A 17,987-nucleotide genomic window follows, 5' to 3' on the forward strand; every position below is an offset into this window, starting at 1 on the left:
GGGAATGCTTTGGTAAGGCTGCAAACCTGCTTTGGCCTTTAAAACCCCGCTTCCTCTTCCGTGATATTCACCAGCCGGTAGCGCACTGCAGTTTTCTTGGGCCGAATGTCCAGGCCAATGCGGTGGGCATAGGCTTTGGTGAAGGCGGCGCCAAAGTAGAATATCATGGCGCAGTAGAACACGAACAACAGCACCAGCACCAGGCTGGACGCCGGCCCGTACACCGGGCCCAGGTCGCGGGCCACCAGCAGCTTGCCCAGAATTACTTGCCCGATGCTAATGAGAAAGGCCGTGAGCGCTGCCCCGCGCGTAACCGCCCGCCAGGGCACCTTGGCCAGGCTTAGGGTGCGGAACGTTACGCCGAACCAGGCAGCCAGGATAAACCAGGCAATCACGGCATTGAGGGAGCGAACAACAAAGTAGCTGAAGGTGGGGTCGAAGTCGTTGATGCTCTCAGAAAACAGGCCTAAGGCCGAGTCGGAGGCAAAAGCTAGCAGCGTCAGGACGGCCGTTACCAGCAACAGGCCCAGCGAGCGCAGCCGTTCGCGCAGGGCCTGTGAAAACTGCCCCGAACCGCGCTTGGGCCGAATTTGCCACAGCTGGTTCAGGGAATGCTGAATAATGGTAAACAGGGTAGTGGCCACGAACATCAGAAAGGCAAAGCCCACCCACGTCACCAGCCGGCTGCGGCTGGGGTCGGCTACATTCATCACAATCTGGGCCACTAGCCCGGCCGCGGGCGCCCCTACAAGGCTGCTGAGCTTATCGAGCAGCATCAGCCGAACCATGGAGGTGGAATAGAGCGAGCCCAGGAGCTGAATGAGGATGATGAGAATGGGCGGCAGCGCAAACGACGTGAAAAACGCCGTGGCCGCGCCCAGCCGCAGCGGGTCGTTGGCGCCGAGCTCGCGGGCGGCGCGGTGCAGCAGAATGGGCAGCTCCCGCCACCAGGGCCCGGGCAACTCGGCGTGCGGGGTTACTTTTGTCATCAGCAAAAAGCCGGGGTGGCTATCCAAAGCATGGTGCTTTACGCAGCTCACACCCGGCGAAGTTACGGGGCTTGGCTCCGGCCTCCCTCATGCCTACGCCGTTTCCGCCTCCGCTTCCCGAAATTACCCCAGCTCCGCCGGCCAGCTGGCTGCGCCGCCGCGTGCTGACGCCGCTGCTCGGGCTGTTGCGCCAGGGCTTGTCGCCTTCGCAATTGGCTTTAACTGTGGCATTGGGTGTGGCAATTGGCGCTATCCCGCTGATGGGCGCCATCACGACGGTGGCCACGCTGGTGGCCCTGCGCCTGCGCCTCAACGTAGCCGCCCTGCAACTTATCAGCCATTTAATGACGCCTTTGCAGCTGGTGCTCATCATTCCGTTGCTCCGGCAAGGTGCGCGCCTCATGGGCAACACGCAGGAAAACGAATTGACTTTGGCCAACGTGCGCCACTTGTTTGCCACTGACTGGCGGGCTGCCTTGCAGCTCTTGTGGCGCGCCGAAGTAGGCGCCATGGCCATTTGGCTGCTCGCGGCCATTCCGGTGGTCGCGGTGCTGTACGTGGTGCTCAAGCCGCTGTTTAAGCGGTTTATAAAAGAGCGGCAGGTAGTAGAAGCTTAAGGGTGGTTCCCGCAGCCGCGGTTGCCAGCCGTTGCTTGGCGAAGCTTTTGTGTGTTGGCGTAGCCGCCATTGCCCCACCTAAGGGCACGTCAGACAAAACCTAACAATGCCATAACTTTTTATGGCAACATTTTGAGCCTCAGCCGTAAAATAGGTGAGCCTCGCCAGCGTACGGGGCAGTGCGTGGTCCGGATTGGGACCGTTTAGCTTTTCGTCATGCTCGCTCCGGATTCCCTGCCTTCGCCTGCGGCTGTGCCGCCACCCGAGCCCTCCCGCTCCTGGGTGTACCGGCGCGTACTGGCGCCCTTCCTGGCTTTGCTGAAGGCAGGCCTGTCGCCCGAGAAGCTGGCCCTGACCGTGAGCCTGGGCGTGGCATTCGGCTTGGTGCCCACCTTTGGCATTACCAGCGTGGTGAGCGCCGCCACGGCGCTGCGACTGCAGCTCAATATACCGGCCATGCAACTGGTGGCGCACCTCATGAGTGCTTTCCAACTGCTGTTGCTGGTCCCGCTGCTGCGGGCTGGGGCCTTCATTCTGGGCCACGGCCACGACGTGGCCAACCTCACGTTGACGGGCCTCCGGCGGCTCATTACTCACGACGGTTGGGGAGCAGTCGGCCATTTGCTTTGGCGAGCCCAACTCGGCGCTCTGTTGATATGGGCCGTGGCCGCGGTGCCCCTGGTGGCCGCGCTGTACTACCTCTTCCGGGCAGTGTTCCGGCAGGTGGTAGCTCGGCAGGCGGCCAAGAAGCTGGCGGGAGGCTAACTCCTCATGCGAAGAAGAATCAACAGAAAGCGACCGAGGGTAGCTGATGCCACAGGTGGCTAAAAAGCCAGAAGCGCCTCGGCCTGCTCGCGCAACAGCTGGCGCGAAAGGTCATGGTTCAGGCCATCGTCGGGGTTCAGGTCTTTGCCGATGAACGGCAGCCGAACGCGCTGGGGCAGTACGGCTGAGCCCAGGTACATGAGGATGTCGGTGAGGTGGGTCATGGCCAGCAAGCCGCCCTGGCCGCCATTGCTCAGGCCAATCAGCGCCGCCTTTTTTCCGCGGATGCCCCCGGGGTAGGGCAGGCCGTCGATAAAAGCCTTTAGCACACCAGGAAATGAGGCGTTGTACTCGGGCGTGATGATGACCACCTTGTTGCTGGCATTCAGCATGTCGGCCAGCCGATTGAACTGAGGATTGGTGCCCACGTTGTTGTACAGGGCCGAAGTGATGAAGTCAGCAGGAAGCTCGGCAAGGTCCAGAATTTGACTTTCGGTGCCAAGCTCGCTTAGTAGCGCGCTGTAGTAGGTGGCAATGCGGCGGGCGCGGGAGTTGGGCCGGTTCGTGCCGACGAGGAGGGTTATCAAAACGAGGGGGGCAGAAATTACGATGCAAGGAGACAACAGAAAATAGAAGGCTAGGTTTTCGCTGCCCAACGCAGAGGGCGCTGCCAGCCCGAAAAGTTCGTTAAGCCGCCGCCGGCACCCGAGGCTCGGGGCGAGCCGCCAGCCACGCCACTGCCCCCAGGCAGAGCGCAAACCAGGCCCACGGCAATCGCAAATCCAGCACCGACAGCCCACCAAAAACGAGCGCCGTGCCAAAGCTGGCCAGGGCCTGAAAAGCCTGATTAAGCCCGAATATCTCGCCCCGGTCCGCGTCGGTGGTGCGGCGGGCCAGCCGGCCCTCCAGCAGTCCCTGAATCAGGGAAAGCGTGAAGCAGTCGAGCGTAACGAGTATGTAGAATGTGGTTTTCGACGTGCCCACCAGGCCGTAGCCAAGCAGCACTGGCGTGCCCAGCACGGCCAGCCACACAATGGCCTTGCGCTGGTTGAGGCGGTCGGCAAAGTAGGTGTAGAACACGTAATTCAGCACGATGCTGAGCGCCCCAAAGTACATGAACAGGTAGGAAATGCCGCGGGCGTCGAGCTGCAATTCGCCCATGCTCACAAACGGCACAAAATAGAAATAATACCCCAGGCTAAGGGTAAGGGCCACTTGCGTGAGCACAATGCGCCGGATGCCGGGGTTGGGGGCGTTCTTGGCTTGCAGGCGCTTCCACAGCGTGAGGGGGTTGATGGCCAAGCCGAGCTCGGTGCGGAGCTCGGCGCCGCGCACGCCATTGCGCTGCTGGTGGGTTTCGGGCAGCCACAGACTCAGCAGCACATTCAGCGCTCCCAGGGCCACCGCCAGCCCCACCACGTAGCTGGCTTGCTGGCCCGATGGCACCTGCAGCACCGTGAGCAGCAGGCCGGCTGCCATGGGCCCCAGCACAAAGCCCAGCGAAATAATGGCGCCCTCAATGCCCAGGTTGCGAAACAATCGTTCGGGCGGCGACATGTCCGTGATGGCCGAGCGGGCAGTGGCATACATGCCATTGGTGAGGCCGTCGGACACGCGGTTGACGAAGTACAGCCCTGCTCGCACCGGCAATAGCAGGACGTTGGCCGCCAGCGTACCTATTGCCGATAGAATAAAAATGGGTCGCCGCCCGTACCCGTCGCTCAGCCGGCCCAGCAAGGGGGCCGAAAACAGCTGCACGCCCAGAAAGATGCCCGTGCCCACCGAGAGCCACAACTGCGGCTCGGGCAGGCCCCGCACGAACTCCGGCATCACGGGGCCTACTGCAGCTCCCACCACCACATCGAGCAGAATGATGGCGTAAAGCAGCGGCAGGGTGCGGGCGGGTAGGGGAGGCATGGGGCAAAATAAGGTCTTAATCGACTGCGCCGCCTGGAAATTGCCGCAGGCGCAACTGTGCAGGGCAACCAGTTTCGTGCTCGCCTCGTCTAACGAAGCTTTTGCTGTAAGCCCGCAAACCAACTTACGCTCGCTATTTATCCTATCTATTTCGAGTGCTGACGGCCCATGTCCTGCGCCATATTTCTGGCGGATTACGGAGCAGCATTCACCTATTTGCTATGAGTCAAGCCTTGACCCTGCCCCGTGCGTCACCCACGCGGGCGCGCATTGCCATTGCGCTGTTCTTCTTTGTTTCGGGCTTTGGGTTTGCCACCTGGGCGTCGCGCATTCCCACTATTCAGCACCAGCTGCAGCTCAACGAAGCCCAGCTTGGGGCCGTGCTGCTGGCCCTGCCGGCGGGCCTGATGCTCACGCTGCCCGTTACTGGCAAGCTGCTCCAGTACTACACCAGCCGCCAGGTAATGATGGTGGGCGCCCTGCTCTACAACCTGGCCCTGGCCCTGTTGGGGTTTGTGGAGCACACCTGGCAGCTGGCGGTGCTGCTGTTCTGCTTTGGCTCGTCGCGCAACCTGCTCAACCTGTCGGTTAATGCGCAATCGGTGGGCGTGCAGGCGCTCTACGACCGTTCCATTATTGCCACGTTTCACGGCATCTGGAGTGTGGCGGGCTTTGCGGCAGCCGGCATCGCGGCGCTGCTGATTCGCAACGACGTATCTACCACCTTTCATTTCGTGGCGGTGTCGGCGGTGCTTACGGGGGTTGCGCTGGCGTTTTTCCCGGGCACTCTTTCATTGCCACCCTCGCCCACCACCAAAACCCTGTTTCCCTGGCCCGACAAAACCGTGTTGAAATACGGTCTTATCACCTTCGCCTCTATGGCCTGCGAAGGCACTTTCTACGACTGGAGCGGCGTGTATTTTGCCCAGGCTGTGCACGCGCCGAAAGCCATTGCGCCCTTTGGCTTCACCCTCTACATGGTGGCCATGACCACCGGGCGCTTCCTCGGCGACAAGTTGGTGGAGCGTTTCGGCACCAAGCCCTTGCTGCAGGCCAGCGGCATACTCATGAGCACCGGCTTGCTAATGGCCGCAGCTTTCCCAACTCCGCTAATGGCGGGCATAGGCTTTGTGCTGGGGGGCCTGGGGGTATCCTGCGTGGTGCCTCTGGTATTTGGCTTGGTGGGCAAAGCCAACCCACTGAGTGCGGGCACTGCCATTGCTTCCGTTTCAACGGTCAGCTATTTCGGCTTTCTGGTAGTGCCGCCGCTGGTGGGATTTGTAGCAAAAGCAGCGAGTCTGCGCTGGTCGTTTGCGCTCGTGGCTTTGTTAGGCGGCATAATCATCTGGCTGGTGCCCAAACTACGGGAAGAGGTTTGACGCAAGCGCATCACCACAAGCCGCTCAGCGAACTTTCCAACCGGTTTGTATACTTCAGACACTCTTGGTTACTCATCAACATAGCCTCATAATGGCGCAAGTGGCTCCAGACAGGCTGGCCCGAAACAAAGCGACCCGCCAGAGGCGGGTCGCTTTGTTATTAAAGCACTGAGGATGAGGTGGCTTTACAGATTCTCGATGGCAGTAGAATTCAACTGGCCGGTGAGGATGCTTTTCACTTCGCGCTCGCGCTCTACGATTTTGCCGAAAACAGCTTTGAGTTGAGGCGTCTTCAGGTTGGCCATAGCAGCCGAGCTGTCAATCTTATTGTCGATGATGCTTTGCAGCGAGGCAATAAAAAGGTCGTGCGTTTCCTGGGCCGTCAGAATGTGGCCCATGGGCATGGTTTCCTGAGCAATAATCCAACCGAGGCGCGAGGCGGCCATGCGTTGGTTGGGAGTGCCGTGGTGGCCTTCGCTGATAAAGCTGCAGTCGCCGATGTTGAAAAACAGCTTGAAGAATTCTGCCGAGCTCTTCCAATTGTAAGTAGCGCCGCGCTTGTGCGTGAGGTAGTAGCTGCTTAGTAGGTCGGCTTCAAGCTCCGTCATGCGGGTTTGCTCGGCCGTGTTTACCCGGGGGCCATACCAAGCCTCGTAGTTGTTGAATTGTATCTGGTGAGCCCACTCATGGCCCAAAATGCCCGCAAAGGTCACTTGCTTATTAACGCCGGCTTCGTTCATTACCTGCACGAGGCCATCGCCAATCACAATCAGGTCGCCCACCACTTTTCCGGTGCGTGTCGTCAAGCCAGTGGTGGCAAAGCCGTCGAGCGCCAATAGGGGCGAGGTCTTGAACACAGTGCTGGGCAGCACGTAATTGGCAATAATGAAATCGGCATTCGCGTAAGCAGCTTGCTCCGATGCAGTGGAGAAATTACGATACACGGCTGCTATCGCCTCCCGATTTTGCAGGCTGTTCACGTGCTGGCCGTGCAGGGTTACCTCGTTGGGCATGTTCCAAAACGACTCAAGGCTGCGCTTCGTTTTTGCCGCAAAGTCGGTCAGGCTGCCGTCAGCTCCGAAGTAAGGGGTAGCGGGGTCTACGTAGGTGTAGAGCTGGCTCAGCTGCGACAGCAGGCTGTAATTCTGCCGCTCTGCCAGAGTAGCTCTGTTCAGCTCGGTTACGTACGGCGCCAGGGCCGTATTGAATGCCGTGGGAGCACACGGACTGGGGGCTACGCCGGTAGTGGCTGCATCCGCGAAAATTGCCTGGGTGAAGGCTTCGTAGGTGCATTTAATGCGGCCGTCTGCCAGGACTCCGGTCTCCAGCTGCAGGTCGCCTTCGCCTACCGTGAAATTGGCAGCAGTTGCGCCTGCCTGGGGAGTAGTCGGGCTAGCTGCATCGTCCTTGTTACAAGAAACAGCAATGAGACCCAGGCCACTGCACAGCAAGCCAATAGTAAGAGATTGTAACTTCATAAAGTGGAAATATGATGGAAGATGCCTTCTAAGGATTTCCAGCAGCTAAATGGTTCTGAACCGGGCCAAAATTCAGCTTCTATCTATAAGATAAAGTAAAGAGTATTAATTAATAAGTTTCTGAATTATAGTTAAATAAGTATGGGATTAAGACCTTTTAATTTTTTTAATCAAAGCTATTTACCAGTACTTAGATACCTTAAAAGGTGAGTCCAATACCCGCAAGTATGGGTTTTAATGTTCTATCAAAACTTATAAAATTCATATTTTAGTTTTGCTCTTTCACGCATGACCAATGCCATTTGAGTGTATGCTATGCCTATTTTAATCATAACTATTATGGCAGCAGCCTGCCCAAAGTGGCACTAGCTTCGAACGTATCTGTCTCGATTGAAATCGCAAAACCGCGGTTCGTGTACTCCTAGATTGGCTCCTGATAGGAGTTAGTAAAAGCATCCTTCAGGTTGACTTTGGGGAGGTCATTTTAGTATCCTCACCAATCATCTGTACAGCAGCACTTCCTATCAGTGTTACCACAAAAATTGCCTGCGCTTTGGTCACGACAAGCCATGACCCACGTGGACACAAAAAAAGCGCTACGGTAATCCGCAGCGCTTTTTCAAATGAAATAACCAGCTTAAGCCAAGTTGTTCGACGTCGCTTTGGCCGCGATGTATTCGCGGTTCAGAATAGCAATGTTTTCGAGTGAAATGCCTACTGGGCACTCCGCAGCGCAAGAGCCGATGTTGGAGCAAGCGCCAAAACCTTCTTTGTCCATCTGAGCCACCATGTTTTCTACACGGGTTTTGCGCTCGGCGTGGCCTTGCGGCAACAACGCCAGCTGCGAAACCTTGGCAGAAACGAACAGCATGGCCGAGGCATTTTTGCAAGCCGCAACGCAGGCACCACAGGCAATGCAAGTAGCAGCTTCAAAGGCCCGGTCGGCAATCTCCTTGGGAACGGGAATTTCGTTGCCATCTGGCACACCACCAGTGTTCACGCTGATATAGCCGCCTGCTTGAATGATGCGGTCGAACGCCGAGCGGTCCACGCTCAAGTCCTTGTTTACGGGGAATGCGTTGGCGCGCCAAGGTTCGATGGTGATGGTGTCACCATCCGAGAACTTGCGCATGTGCAGCTGGCAGGTAGTGGTGCCCTTCTCCGGACCGTGGCTACGGCCGTTGATGAACAGGTCGCACGAGCCACAAATGCCTTCGCGGCAGTCGTGGTCGAACGCCACGGGGTCCTTGCCGGCGTGCAGCAGGTCTTCGTTCAGCACGTCGAGCATTTCCAGGAAGGACATTTCGGGCGAAATGTCCTTCACGTTGTATTTCACCATCTGGCCTTCGGTGTTGCGGTTGGGTTGTCGCCACACGTTCAGGGTCAGGTTCATCGGTTTGGCATTGGGGTTGGAGCCGGCCATAGTTTTATTTCTCGTTTGTCATCCTGAGCCCAGCGAAGGACATTATCACGCCGGCGCTCTTTGGGTTAGTAACTTAATTAAGCGCCAGCGTGAGAAGATGCTTCCTTCGTCAGCATGACAGGGGTTCTTACTTGTAGCTGCGCTGAGTCAGCTTCACGTTTTCGAAGGTTAGTTCTTCCTTGTTGAGTTTCTCGGGCTGGTTTTCGCCCTGATATTCCCAGGCTGCCACGTAGGCGTAGTTCTCGTCGTCGCGGAGGGCCTCGCCCTCCGGCGTCTGGTATTCCTCGCGGAAGTGACCACCGCAGCTTTCGTTGCGGTTCAGCGCATCGTCTACCATCAGCTCACCGAGCTCCAAGAAGTCGGCTACGCGGCCGGCGCTTTCAAGTGACTGGTTCATCTCTTCGCCAGTGCCCGTGATTTTAACGTCCGTCCAGAAATCCTTCTTCAGCTTCTGAATCTCAGCCTTAGCAAAAGTCAGGCCTTCGGCACTGCGGGCCATGCCGCAGTACTCCCACATGATGTGGCCCAGGGCCTTGTGGAACTCAGTTGGGGTACGTGTGCCATTAATGCTGAGCAGCCGCTCGGTGCGGGCCTGCACAAACGCCTTAGCTTCGGCAAAAGCGGGGTGGTTGGCGTCAACCGGCTTGGGAGCCGTGTTGGCCAAGTAGTCGCCAATGGTATAGGGAATGACGAAATAACCGTCGGCCAGGCCCTGCATCAGCGCCGAAGCACCGAGGCGGTTGGCGCCGTGGTCCGAGAAGTTACACTCGCCCGTGGCGTAGAGGCCCGGAATGGTGGTTTGCAGATTGTAGTCAACCCAGAGGCCGCCCATGGTATAGTGCACCGCAGGATAAATCCGCATGGGCAACTCGTAGGGGTTCTCGTCGGTAATTTTCTCGTACATGGCAAACAGGTTGCCGTACTTCTGGCTAACTGCCGCAGCGCCGGTGCGCTGAATAACATCGGCAAAGTCGAGGTACACGGCCAGGCCGCTGCTGCCTACGCCACGGCCTTCGTCGCACATCTGCTTGGCGTTGCGGGAAGCCACGTCGCGTGGCACCAGGTTGCCGAAAGCAGGGTATTTGCGCTCCAGGAAGTAGTCGCGGTCTTCTTCTTTGATGTCAGTAGCCTTGATTTCGCCTTTGCGCAGACGCTCGGCAATTTCTACCGTGGCCGGCACCCACACGCGGCCGTCGTTACGCAACGACTCCGACATGAGGGTGAGTTTCGACTGGTAGTCGCCGCTCACCGGAATGCAGGTAGGGTGAATCTGCGTGAAGCAGGGGTTAGCGAACAAAGCACCTTTTTTGTGGGCGCGCCAAGGAGCGGTCACGTTGCAGTACTTGGCATTGGTGCTCAGATAGAACACGTTGCCGTAGCCGCCGGTGGCCAACACCACAGCGTGAGCCGCGTGGGTTTCAATCTCCCCAGTAATCAAGTGGCGCGTAACGATGCCGCGGGCCTGACCATCGACCACTACGAGGTCGAGCATTTCCGAGCGGGTGAACAGCTTCACTTTGCCATAAGCAACCTGTCGGCTCAAGGCCGAGTAGGCACCCAGCAGCAGCTGCTGTCCGGTTTGGCCGCGGGCGTAGAACGTGCGGCTTACCTGGGCACCACCAAACGAGCGGTTAGCTAGCAAGCCACCATATTCGCGGGCAAAAGGCACGCCTTGGGCCACGCACTGGTCGATGATGTTCACCGATACCTGCGCCAGGCGGTACACGTTGGCTTCGCGGGCACGGTAGTCACCGCCCTTCACGGTATCGTAGAACAGGCGGAACACGGAGTCGCCGTCGTTCTGGTAATTTTTGGCAGCGTTGATGCCACCCTGCGCAGCAATGGAGTGCGCACGGCGCGGCGAGTCGTGATAGGTAAAGGCCTTCACGTTGTAGCCCAGCTCAGCCAGCGAGGCGGCGGCCGAAGCCCCGGCCAGGCCAGTGCCGACCACAATCACGTCGTATTTCCGCTTGTTAGCGGGGTTGACAAGCTTGACGTTGAACTTGTGCTTCTCCCATTTTTCGGCAAGGGGGCCTTCGGGAATCTTGGAATCCAGCAGCATAGAGTAACGGTGTGAAGGTGTGATTATTGACCTATAGAACAGCCAAGCGGCGCAGGTGTTCCGCGCTTGGTAAATATTCTAGAGGCCTAATCCAAAACAATTAGAAGGCGGAGGCTACGCTTTGAAGGAATGCCGGCGCATTGGAAACCACGTCGCCCCGCTCGTTGGTAAACAGGAAGAAGTACAACGGCATGGAAGCAAAGCCGGCCGCTACTACCACCGAGAATACGTAGCCAGCATACTTAATTAGCGGCATGTATTTGCGGTGATTCAGGCCCAAGGTCTGGAAACCCGAGCGGAAGCCGTGCCACAAGTGGTAGCCCAAGCTGATTTGAGCGGCCACGTACAGGGCCACGTACCACCAAAGCTGGAACGACGAAACGACGGCCAGATACAGGTTGTCGTAGTCGCTGGTGAGGGGGTCGGCACCGCCCATTTTGGGCAGGTCGCCAGCAAAGCGAGCACGCCAGAAGAAGTTGTAGAGGTGTACTATGAGGAAAATCAGAATGATGGTGCCCAGCAAGCTCATGTTGCGCGAGGTCCACTCGCTGTTCTGCTCGGCCTTCCACTGCGCGTAGCCATGGCCACGAGCAGCTTTGTTGCGGCGGTACAAGGCCCACGCTTCGTAGATGTGAAAGCCAAAGCCCAGCACCAGTCCCCACTCAATGGTGCGGATAATGGGGTTGGTGCCCATGAAGTGAGAGTAGGCATTGAAAGCCGCGCCCCCGTCGTGCTTGAACAGCTGCAGGTTGCCAACTAAGTGTACTACCAGAAACGTGCACAGAAACAGGCCCGTAACCGACATGATTAGCTTCCGGCCGATGCTGCTGGTTAAAGTTTTTGTTATCCAACTCATAAATTAGCCAAACTGGCGAAGTGAAGAGGGTTGTTTAATACTGCCCAAAGGTAGGCTCCACCCGCTAACCGAACAACGTACAGGCCCGTTTCTTGCCCTTTGGGCCCCCTCCCTAAAAAAAACCATCGGTAGCGCGGTGAATCTATCTCGTCAGGGCATCGTTTCTACGCATGGGCGCGTTATGTATACGTAACCTGATAACCCCGTAGGCCTGGCGAATGTTAGGCCAGTACCGGTTGCGGGTTGTTTCCGTCCAGGCATTGCTTGTTTCTTCTTTGTCTCTTCTCAGCAAGTTGATATGATACAGTTTACTCTACAGTGGGTTGGGTTTTGGGAGCGGGTGGCGCTGCTGCTGTTGGTGCTGGCCGTTGGCTTGGGCCTGCAGCCAGAAGCTGCCCGGGCCTCGCACATCCGCGCCGGCGACATCCAGGCCAGGCCCGATACCACGGCCAACCCCATCCCGCGCCGGATTTTCTTCAGGATGACCCTGTATACCGACAACGCGTCGCCGGTGAAGCAGCCCGCCGCCACCATCTTTTTCGGCGACGGCACTTCCAGCTGCCTCGATGGCGTGCCCCGCCTGGGTGGCGAGCGGCCTGTACCCGGCAGCCCCGACACCAGCCTCAATATCTACTTATTCGAGCACACGTTTCCTTCTACTGGCAGCTTTGTAGTGAGCTTCATTGGGGAGAACCGCAACCGGGGCGTGTTGAACATGGACCGGTCCGATGACCAATCCTTCTACATCAGCACCACAATCACCTTGGACCCCGCGTTGCTAGGCAACCGGTCGCCGGTGCTCACTACTCCCGCTGTCGACAAAGCCGGGGTTAACCAGGTGTTTCTGCACAACCCCGGCGCTTTCGACCCCGACGGGGATTCTTTGGCGTTCGAATTGCGCGTTAGCCAGCGGGAGGCCCGTCCTCTTCAGAATGTGTTGGGAAATCCTTGCACCGGCACGGGCACCAACACTCCGCTGCCAACGCCGGTCCCCAACTTCCGCTATCCTGCGGACCCAAGCATTTCGCCCGGCAGGCCTCCGTTGCAAGTAGCTTATACCGGTATACCTACGGGAGTACCGGGCGCACCGGCCATTTTTGTGCAGGATGTGCGCACTGGCCAAATTACTTGGAATGCCCCGAACACGGTGGGTATCTACAACGTGGCCATGGTGGTGCGGGAGTTTCGTCGAACACCGCTGGGGCGCCGGCTGATAGGCGAGGTCATCCGCGACATGCAAATTATTGTGACGGGCACGGGCAACCTGCGCCCGCTGCTCACGCTGCCGCCAGACTTGTGCGTGATTGCCGGAGAAACGGCTACGGGCGTAGTGACGGCCACCGACCAGTCGTCGCCCACGAGCCCGGCCACCGCGGTGGACCTGTTTGCCTACTCGGGCATTCTGCCCCCGGCTACCTTCCGCCAAACCCAATTCGGCCCGCCGACGGCCTCAGGTACCTTTACCTGGCAAACTCAGTGCAACAACGTAGCCCAGCTGCCTTACCTGGTGGTGTTCAAAGCCCAGGATAGACCTGCTAACCCGACGCCCGCCAACCCGCCGCTCGTCGACGAGCAGGTCTGGCGAATTACCGTTATTGGCCCAGCGCCGCAGAACCTGCGCGCTACGCCCATTGTGGGGAGCGGCGCTGATGTGAACCGCGTCCGGCTCGATTGGAACCTGTACCAGTGCGCCAATGCCTCGCGCATCCTAGTCTACCGCAAGGTGAACCCGTCGAACTTCGTGCCCGAGCCCTGCGAAACCGGCATTCCGGACCGCGCCGGGTACACGTTCATTGGCTCGGTGCCTGCCAACACTACTACTTATACCGACAGCAACCCCAGCCCCGGTGGCAACAACCAGGGCCTGGAACGCGGGCAGAACTACTGCTACCGCATCTACGCCGAGTTTCCGCTGCCGGCCGGCGGTGCCAGCATTGCCTCGCAGGAGGCCTGTGCCACCTTCCCCGGTAGCCCGCTTCGGCTGGTGAAAGTAGACGTGGAAACCACCAGCCCGACCAATGGTCAGATTCAGGTCTGCTGGACTCGCCCGGCGCTGGGCGGTGGCGGCGCCCTCGAAGGCACTCCCAGCTATGTGCTGTCGCGTGGGGTGGGCCTGGCGCCTACGACTTTCGCGCCCGTTGCGACCATCACCTCGCTGGCCGATACCTGCTACACCGACACCAACATTAACACCGAGGAGCAGCAGTTTACCTACCGGGTGGAGTTTGTGCGCACCTTCCCGCCCAGCGATAACCGCGCGCCCATTCGGGAGGTGGCCCCCACGGCCAGCAGCGTGTACACCACTGCCGTGCCGGCCAACCCCGAAGCCACGTCCGTAACGGTGCGCTGGACCTACCAAGTGCCGTGGGACAATACTCAGCGGCCAGTTACTATCTACCGGCGTACCGGCAACACGGGGCCGTTTGTTCGTTTGAATACAGCCCCGACCACCGCCACCGGCGGCGTCTATACCGACAACGACCCCGCCCTGCGGCGAAACGAGACCTACTGCTACTACGTGCAGACCGATGGGCTGTACCCGGGCGTGCCCTTCCTCAACTCTCTGATAAACCGAAGCCAGGTGCGCTGCTTGCTGCTCAGCACGCCGCCTTGCCGACCCATTCTGACCCTGGCGCCCACCAACTGCGAGGAATTGGCTAACCGCCCCGTGTTTCCCACCGCTGGCGACCGCTACACCAACCAGCTGACCTGGACGCTGAGCAACCAGCCCACCGGCTGCGACGCTACCATTGCCAGCTACCGGGTGTATTACCGGCCAGCGCTTACCGGTCCGTTTACCTTGCTGGGCACTACCACCGAGCAGCGCTTCACGCACCCCAATTTAGAATTCAACGGTGGTTGCTACGCGGTGCAGGCGGTGGCGCCGGGCGGGGTGCGCTCGGACACGAGCAACGTGGCGTGCCAAGACAACTGCGTGTTCTTCTTGCTGCCCAACATCTTCACCCCTAACGGGGACGCGCAGAACCCGGTGTTCCGGCCCAAGAACCACAGCCCCGTGCGGCAAGTGCGCTTCCAGGCCTTCAACCGCTGGGGCGTGAAGGTCTTCGAGAACGTGACCACCGCGGCCGACCCCGTCCTCATCAACTGGGACGGTGGCGGGCCGGCCGGCGAGTCCAGCAGCGGCAAAGCATCGCGCGTGTCGGACGGCATCTACTACTACCTGGCCGAGGTGGAGTTTGCCGACTTTGCCAACACCAAGCGCACGTACAAGGGCTGGGTCGAGGTGCGGCGCTAAGGCCCCGCGCCGCTGCCAATCACACGAGAGAGGCCGCTCCATTAGGGGCGGCCTTTTTCGTGCCCGACTCATGCAGTCGAGCCTGCTTGAAACCGAATGAGTAGCACGTCAGGTTCGTAATTTAAACACCTTGGTACCTTCAATGACAGGCCCTTTTGGGCGCTGTCTTCGGGGCTGTATAACTCAAATAGTTATTACCTTGCTTACCGCTGAGCATAAGTGCCTTCTACCCTCTCTTTTCGTCTGTCATTATGCATAATTCTTTACTTAGCGCCAGAGCTATGGCGAAAGTGACCTTGCTGGTTGTGCTGCTATTGGCAGGGCTGGGGCTGAGGCCGGAAGGGGCGTGGGCTACGCACATTCGAGCGGGCGACATTCAGGCCAAGTCTGACACGACACTGCCGATAGCAAACCGGAATCCGCGCCGGGTCTTTTTCAAGATGGTGCTTTACACCACCATGACGGGGTTCGACGAGGAAACTGTTACCATATTTTTTGGCGATGGCAGCTCGAGTTGTGAGGGCGGCATTGCGCGGATTCCGGGTGGGCGACGCCCGATTCCGGGGGCTCCTGATACCGGTCTTAACATTTACCTCTTTGAGCACACCTTCCCTTCATCGGGCAGCTTCACCATCACTTACACTGGTGAAAACCGTGTTGGCGGGGTGCTTAATATGGACAACTCGATTGCTCAGTCTTTTCATATCAGCACCACCATTACCTTGGACCCGGCCCTGCTGGGCAACAGCTCGCCAGTGCTCAGGGCGCCAGCGGTAGACAAGGCAGCCGTGAGCCAGGTATTTCTACACAACCCCGCAGGCTTCGATGCCGACGGCGACTCCTTGGCCTATAAGCTGCGACCCAGCCAAAAGGTGAGTCGCGCTGTAGGTGTTATAGTGGGTAGCCCTTGCTCCGGAGCTACCGGCGATAATACTCCCGTGGCGCAGCAGGTGCCCAACTTCGTGTATCCAAACTCTGCCAGCATTAGTCCGGGTGCCGTGCAGGTAGAGTATGCCGGCAACCCGGTTGGGGTACGGGATAACCCCGCCATTTTCGTGCAGGACGTTCGCACGGGGCAAATCACCTGGAACGCTCCCATCCGGGTTGGCTTTTATAATGTGGCCATGGTAGTAGAAGAGTGGCGACGCACGCCCTTGGGCAGACGCAAAATCGGCGAAGTAATTCGCGATATCCAAATTATTGTGTCTGCCACCAGCAACCTGCGGCCAACCATCACCATTCCGGCCGACATCTGCGTGATTGCAGGGCAGACGGTGACCGGGCAGGTTTCGGCGGTAGACGGACTATCGGCAACCAGTCCGCAAACGCCCATCTCCCTTTTTGCCTATTCGGGTATTATTCCCCCGGCTACTTTCACGCAAACGGCTACTGGGCCGCCTACAGCTCAAGGCACGTTTACGTGGCGGACCGAGTGCAGCAACGTAGCTCAGCAGCCTTATTTGGTCGTGTTTAAAGCTCAGGATACGCCGTCAGGCGGCAATCTGGCGACTAACCCGCCGCTTATCGACGAGAAGCCGTGGCGCATTACTGTTATCGGGCCACCGCCTCAAAGCCTCAGGGTGACGCCTGCCCTCACCGGCCTGAACAGCGCAGGGCTAACCTGGAGCCCCTATGTGTGCACCAATGCTTCGGTCATTCACATCTACCGCAAGGAGAACACGGCAGGCTGGACGCCCGGTGACTGCGAAACGGGAATTCCTGCCTCCACGGGTTATGTGCGCATAGCAACCGTGCCCGCTTCCGCTACCTCTTTTACTGACAACAACGTGTCGGCCGGAGGTACCAACCAGGGTTTTGAACGGGGCAAAACCTACTGCTACCGCATCTACGCGGAGTTCCCCTTTCCCGCTGGGGGCGCCAGCATTGCTTCCGAAGAAGCTTGCGTGACTTTCGACGGCCGCGCGGCGCAACTGAAGAATGTTGACGTGGAAGAAACCAGCGCCACCGCGGGCCGAATTGCAGTGCGCTGGACGCAGCCCCGCGCCGCAGCGGGCCAAGTGTTGCAGGGTACGCCTTCTTATGTGCTCTCGCGCGGCGAAGGGCTGGCGCCAGCTACCTATGCGGTGGTGCGCACCTTCACGGCCATTACCGATACCTTTTTCATCGATACCAACCTCAATACCCAAGACCTTCAGTATACCTACAAGCTGGAGTTTGTCCGCACCCTTGCCAACACCCAAGTGCCCCAGGTGATAAGGGAAACGGCAACACCCGCGAGCAGCGTCCGCGTGTCGGTGGTGCCTACGAGTTCAACCTCAGGTTTTTCCCTGACGTGGACGTACCAGGTACCTTGGACTAACACGGCCAAGCCGGTGGTTATCTACCGCCGCAACAGTGCCCCTGGCAGTCCTTACGTTCAGATTGCCACCGCGCCTACCGGCCTCGCGGGCGGTAGCTACCGCGACGAAGACGCGGCCTTGGTGAAAGGACAAACCTACTGCTACTACGTCCGGACCGAAGGCCAGTATGCGCCTACCGGTTACCTCAGCTCTTTGCTCAATAGGAGCCAGGAACAGTGCGCCAAGCTGATTGCCCCGCCGTGCGTGCCAGTGCTGAGCTTGGCCGTAACAAACTGCGACAGCTTGGCGGCGCTGCCGTCGTTCCCGCGGCCTAACGAACGCTACACCAACCGCCTACGCTGGCGGCTAGGCAACGTGCCGGCCGGCTGCGACGAGGATGTTGCCAGCTACCGCGTGTATTATCGGCCGGGGCCGACGGGGGCTTTTGCCCTACTCGGTACCACCACGCAAACGAGCTACCTGCACCCCAATTTAGAGTTCAACGGGGGGTGCTACGCGGTGCAGGCGGTGGCGCCGGGCGGGGTGCGCTCGGACACGAGCAACGTGGCGTGCCAGGACAACTGCGTGTTCTTTCTGCTGCCCAACATCTTCACCCCCAACGGGGACGCGCAGAACCCGGTGTTCCGGCCCAAGAACCACAGCCCCGTGCGGCAAGTGCGCTTCCAGGCCTTCAACCGCTGGGGCGTGAAGGTCTTCGAGAACGTGACCACCGCCGCCGACCCCGTCCTCATCAACTGGGACGGCGGGCCGGCTGGCGAGTCCAGCAATGGAAGATTGTTAAAAGTCTCGGACGGCATCTACTACTACTTGGCCGAGGTGGAGTTTGCCGACTTTGCCAACACCAAGCGCACGTACAAGGGCTGGGTTGAGGTGCGGCGCTAAGGCCCCGCGCCGCTGCCAATCACACGAGAGAGGCCGCTCCAT

12 protein-coding genes are annotated in these 17,987 nt (G+C 59.0%); 5 read left to right on the forward strand and 7 right to left on the reverse strand.

Annotation, left to right across the window (positions count from 1 at the left end):
- Positions 1-38: 38 nt before the first annotated feature.
- A complete protein-coding gene (locus BMZ66_RS13945) occupies positions 39-989 on the reverse strand; it encodes a YihY/virulence factor BrkB family protein (protein ID WP_092674359.1) in 951 nt (316 codons plus the stop codon).
- 89 nt (positions 990-1,078) lie between these two features.
- On the opposite strand from BMZ66_RS13945, the gene BMZ66_RS13950 reads away from it, so the two are divergent.
- Both BMZ66_RS13950 and BMZ66_RS13955 read left to right on the forward strand, forming a co-directional pair.
- Positions 1,079-1,606 (forward strand): DUF2062 domain-containing protein, encoded by a 528-nt coding sequence (locus BMZ66_RS13950; RefSeq protein ID WP_092674362.1) that lies wholly within the window; start codon positions 1,079-1,081, stop codon positions 1,604-1,606.
- 216 nt (positions 1,607-1,822) lie between these two features.
- A complete protein-coding gene (locus BMZ66_RS13955; protein ID WP_092674365.1) occupies positions 1,823-2,371 on the forward strand; it encodes a DUF2062 domain-containing protein in 549 nt (182 codons plus the stop codon).
- 59 nt (positions 2,372-2,430) lie between these two features.
- Here the strand turns inward: BMZ66_RS13955 and BMZ66_RS13960 are convergent, their stop codons facing one another.
- Together BMZ66_RS13960 and BMZ66_RS13965 are read right to left on the reverse strand one after the other, a co-directional pair.
- Positions 2,431-2,958, reverse strand: coding sequence for an NADPH-dependent FMN reductase (locus BMZ66_RS13960; protein WP_092674882.1), 528 nt, complete (start codon positions 2,956-2,958; stop codon positions 2,431-2,433).
- Between the two features lie 100 nt (positions 2,959-3,058).
- Positions 3,059-4,288, reverse strand: a complete 1,230-nt coding sequence (locus BMZ66_RS13965; protein ID WP_092674370.1) for an MFS transporter — start codon at positions 4,286-4,288, stop codon at positions 3,059-3,061.
- 221 nt (positions 4,289-4,509) lie between these two features.
- Here BMZ66_RS13965 and BMZ66_RS13970 point away from each other — a divergent pair, with 221 nt between their 5' ends.
- A complete protein-coding gene (locus BMZ66_RS13970) occupies positions 4,510-5,667 on the forward strand; it encodes an MFS transporter (RefSeq protein WP_092674374.1) in 1,158 nt (385 codons plus the stop codon).
- A gap of 185 nt (positions 5,668-5,852) precedes the next feature.
- On the opposite strand, the gene BMZ66_RS13975 is transcribed toward BMZ66_RS13970, so the two are convergent.
- From BMZ66_RS13975 to BMZ66_RS13990, 4 genes are all read right to left on the reverse strand, one after another.
- On the reverse strand, positions 5,853-7,145 hold the full coding sequence (locus BMZ66_RS13975) for a hypothetical protein (protein WP_143080211.1): 1,293 nt from the start codon (positions 7,143-7,145) through the stop codon (positions 5,853-5,855).
- Between the two features lie 637 nt (positions 7,146-7,782).
- The gene (locus BMZ66_RS13980; protein ID WP_092674885.1) at positions 7,783-8,538 is read right to left on the reverse strand and encodes a succinate dehydrogenase/fumarate reductase iron-sulfur subunit; all 756 of its coding nucleotides are present in this window, start codon (positions 8,536-8,538) and stop codon (positions 7,783-7,785) included.
- 157 nt (positions 8,539-8,695) lie between these two features.
- Entirely contained in the window at positions 8,696-10,630 is a 1,935-nt protein-coding gene (locus tag BMZ66_RS13985) for a fumarate reductase/succinate dehydrogenase flavoprotein subunit (protein ID WP_092674385.1), read from the reverse strand.
- Positions 10,631-10,730: 100 nt separating this feature from the next.
- Positions 10,731-11,486: a succinate dehydrogenase cytochrome b subunit gene (locus tag BMZ66_RS13990; RefSeq protein ID WP_092674389.1), complete on the reverse strand. Its 756-nt coding sequence runs from the start codon at positions 11,484-11,486 to the stop codon at positions 10,731-10,733.
- A 298-nt stretch (positions 11,487-11,784) separates the two neighbouring features.
- On the opposite strand from BMZ66_RS13990, the gene BMZ66_RS13995 reads away from it, so the two are divergent.
- Both BMZ66_RS13995 and BMZ66_RS14000 read left to right on the forward strand, forming a co-directional pair.
- Positions 11,785-14,742, forward strand: coding sequence for a T9SS type B sorting domain-containing protein (locus tag BMZ66_RS13995; RefSeq protein WP_092674395.1), 2,958 nt, complete (start codon positions 11,785-11,787; stop codon positions 14,740-14,742).
- 251 nt (positions 14,743-14,993) lie between these two features.
- Positions 14,994-17,945, forward strand: a complete 2,952-nt coding sequence (locus BMZ66_RS14000; protein ID WP_092674401.1) for a T9SS type B sorting domain-containing protein — start codon at positions 14,994-14,996, stop codon at positions 17,943-17,945.
- Positions 17,946-17,987: the final 42 nt, after the last annotated feature.

This window comes from Hymenobacter arizonensis (genome assembly GCF_900115775.1).
Taxonomy (GTDB): domain Bacteria; phylum Bacteroidota; class Bacteroidia; order Cytophagales; family Hymenobacteraceae; genus Hymenobacter; species Hymenobacter arizonensis.

Excerpts from the sequence above, each read along its gene's own strand:
- BMZ66_RS13965 (WP_092674370.1), bottom strand. The coding sequence starts at position 4,288 with ATGCCTCCCCTACCCGCCCGCACCCTGCCGCTGCTTTACGCCATCATT.
- BMZ66_RS13970 (WP_092674374.1), top strand. The coding sequence starts at position 4,510 with ATGAGTCAAGCCTTGACCCTGCCCCGTGCGTCACCCACGCGGGCGCGC.
- BMZ66_RS13995 (WP_092674395.1), top strand. The coding sequence starts at position 11,785 with ATGATACAGTTTACTCTACAGTGGGTTGGGTTTTGGGAGCGGGTGGCG.
- BMZ66_RS13945 (WP_092674359.1), bottom strand. The coding sequence starts at position 989 with ATGACAAAAGTAACCCCGCACGCCGAGTTGCCCGGGCCCTGGTGGCGG.
- BMZ66_RS14000 (WP_092674401.1), top strand. The coding sequence starts at position 14,994 with ATGCATAATTCTTTACTTAGCGCCAGAGCTATGGCGAAAGTGACCTTG.
- BMZ66_RS13950 (WP_092674362.1), top strand. The coding sequence starts at position 1,079 with ATGCCTACGCCGTTTCCGCCTCCGCTTCCCGAAATTACCCCAGCTCCG.
- BMZ66_RS13985 (WP_092674385.1), bottom strand. The coding sequence starts at position 10,630 with ATGCTGCTGGATTCCAAGATTCCCGAAGGCCCCCTTGCCGAAAAATGG.
- BMZ66_RS13975 (WP_143080211.1), bottom strand. The coding sequence starts at position 7,145 with ATGAAGTTACAATCTCTTACTATTGGCTTGCTGTGCAGTGGCCTGGGT.
- BMZ66_RS13990 (WP_092674389.1), bottom strand. The coding sequence starts at position 11,486 with ATGAGTTGGATAACAAAAACTTTAACCAGCAGCATCGGCCGGAAGCTA.
- BMZ66_RS13955 (WP_092674365.1), top strand. The coding sequence starts at position 1,823 with ATGCTCGCTCCGGATTCCCTGCCTTCGCCTGCGGCTGTGCCGCCACCC.
- BMZ66_RS13980 (WP_092674885.1), bottom strand. The coding sequence starts at position 8,538 with ATGAACCTGACCCTGAACGTGTGGCGACAACCCAACCGCAACACCGAA.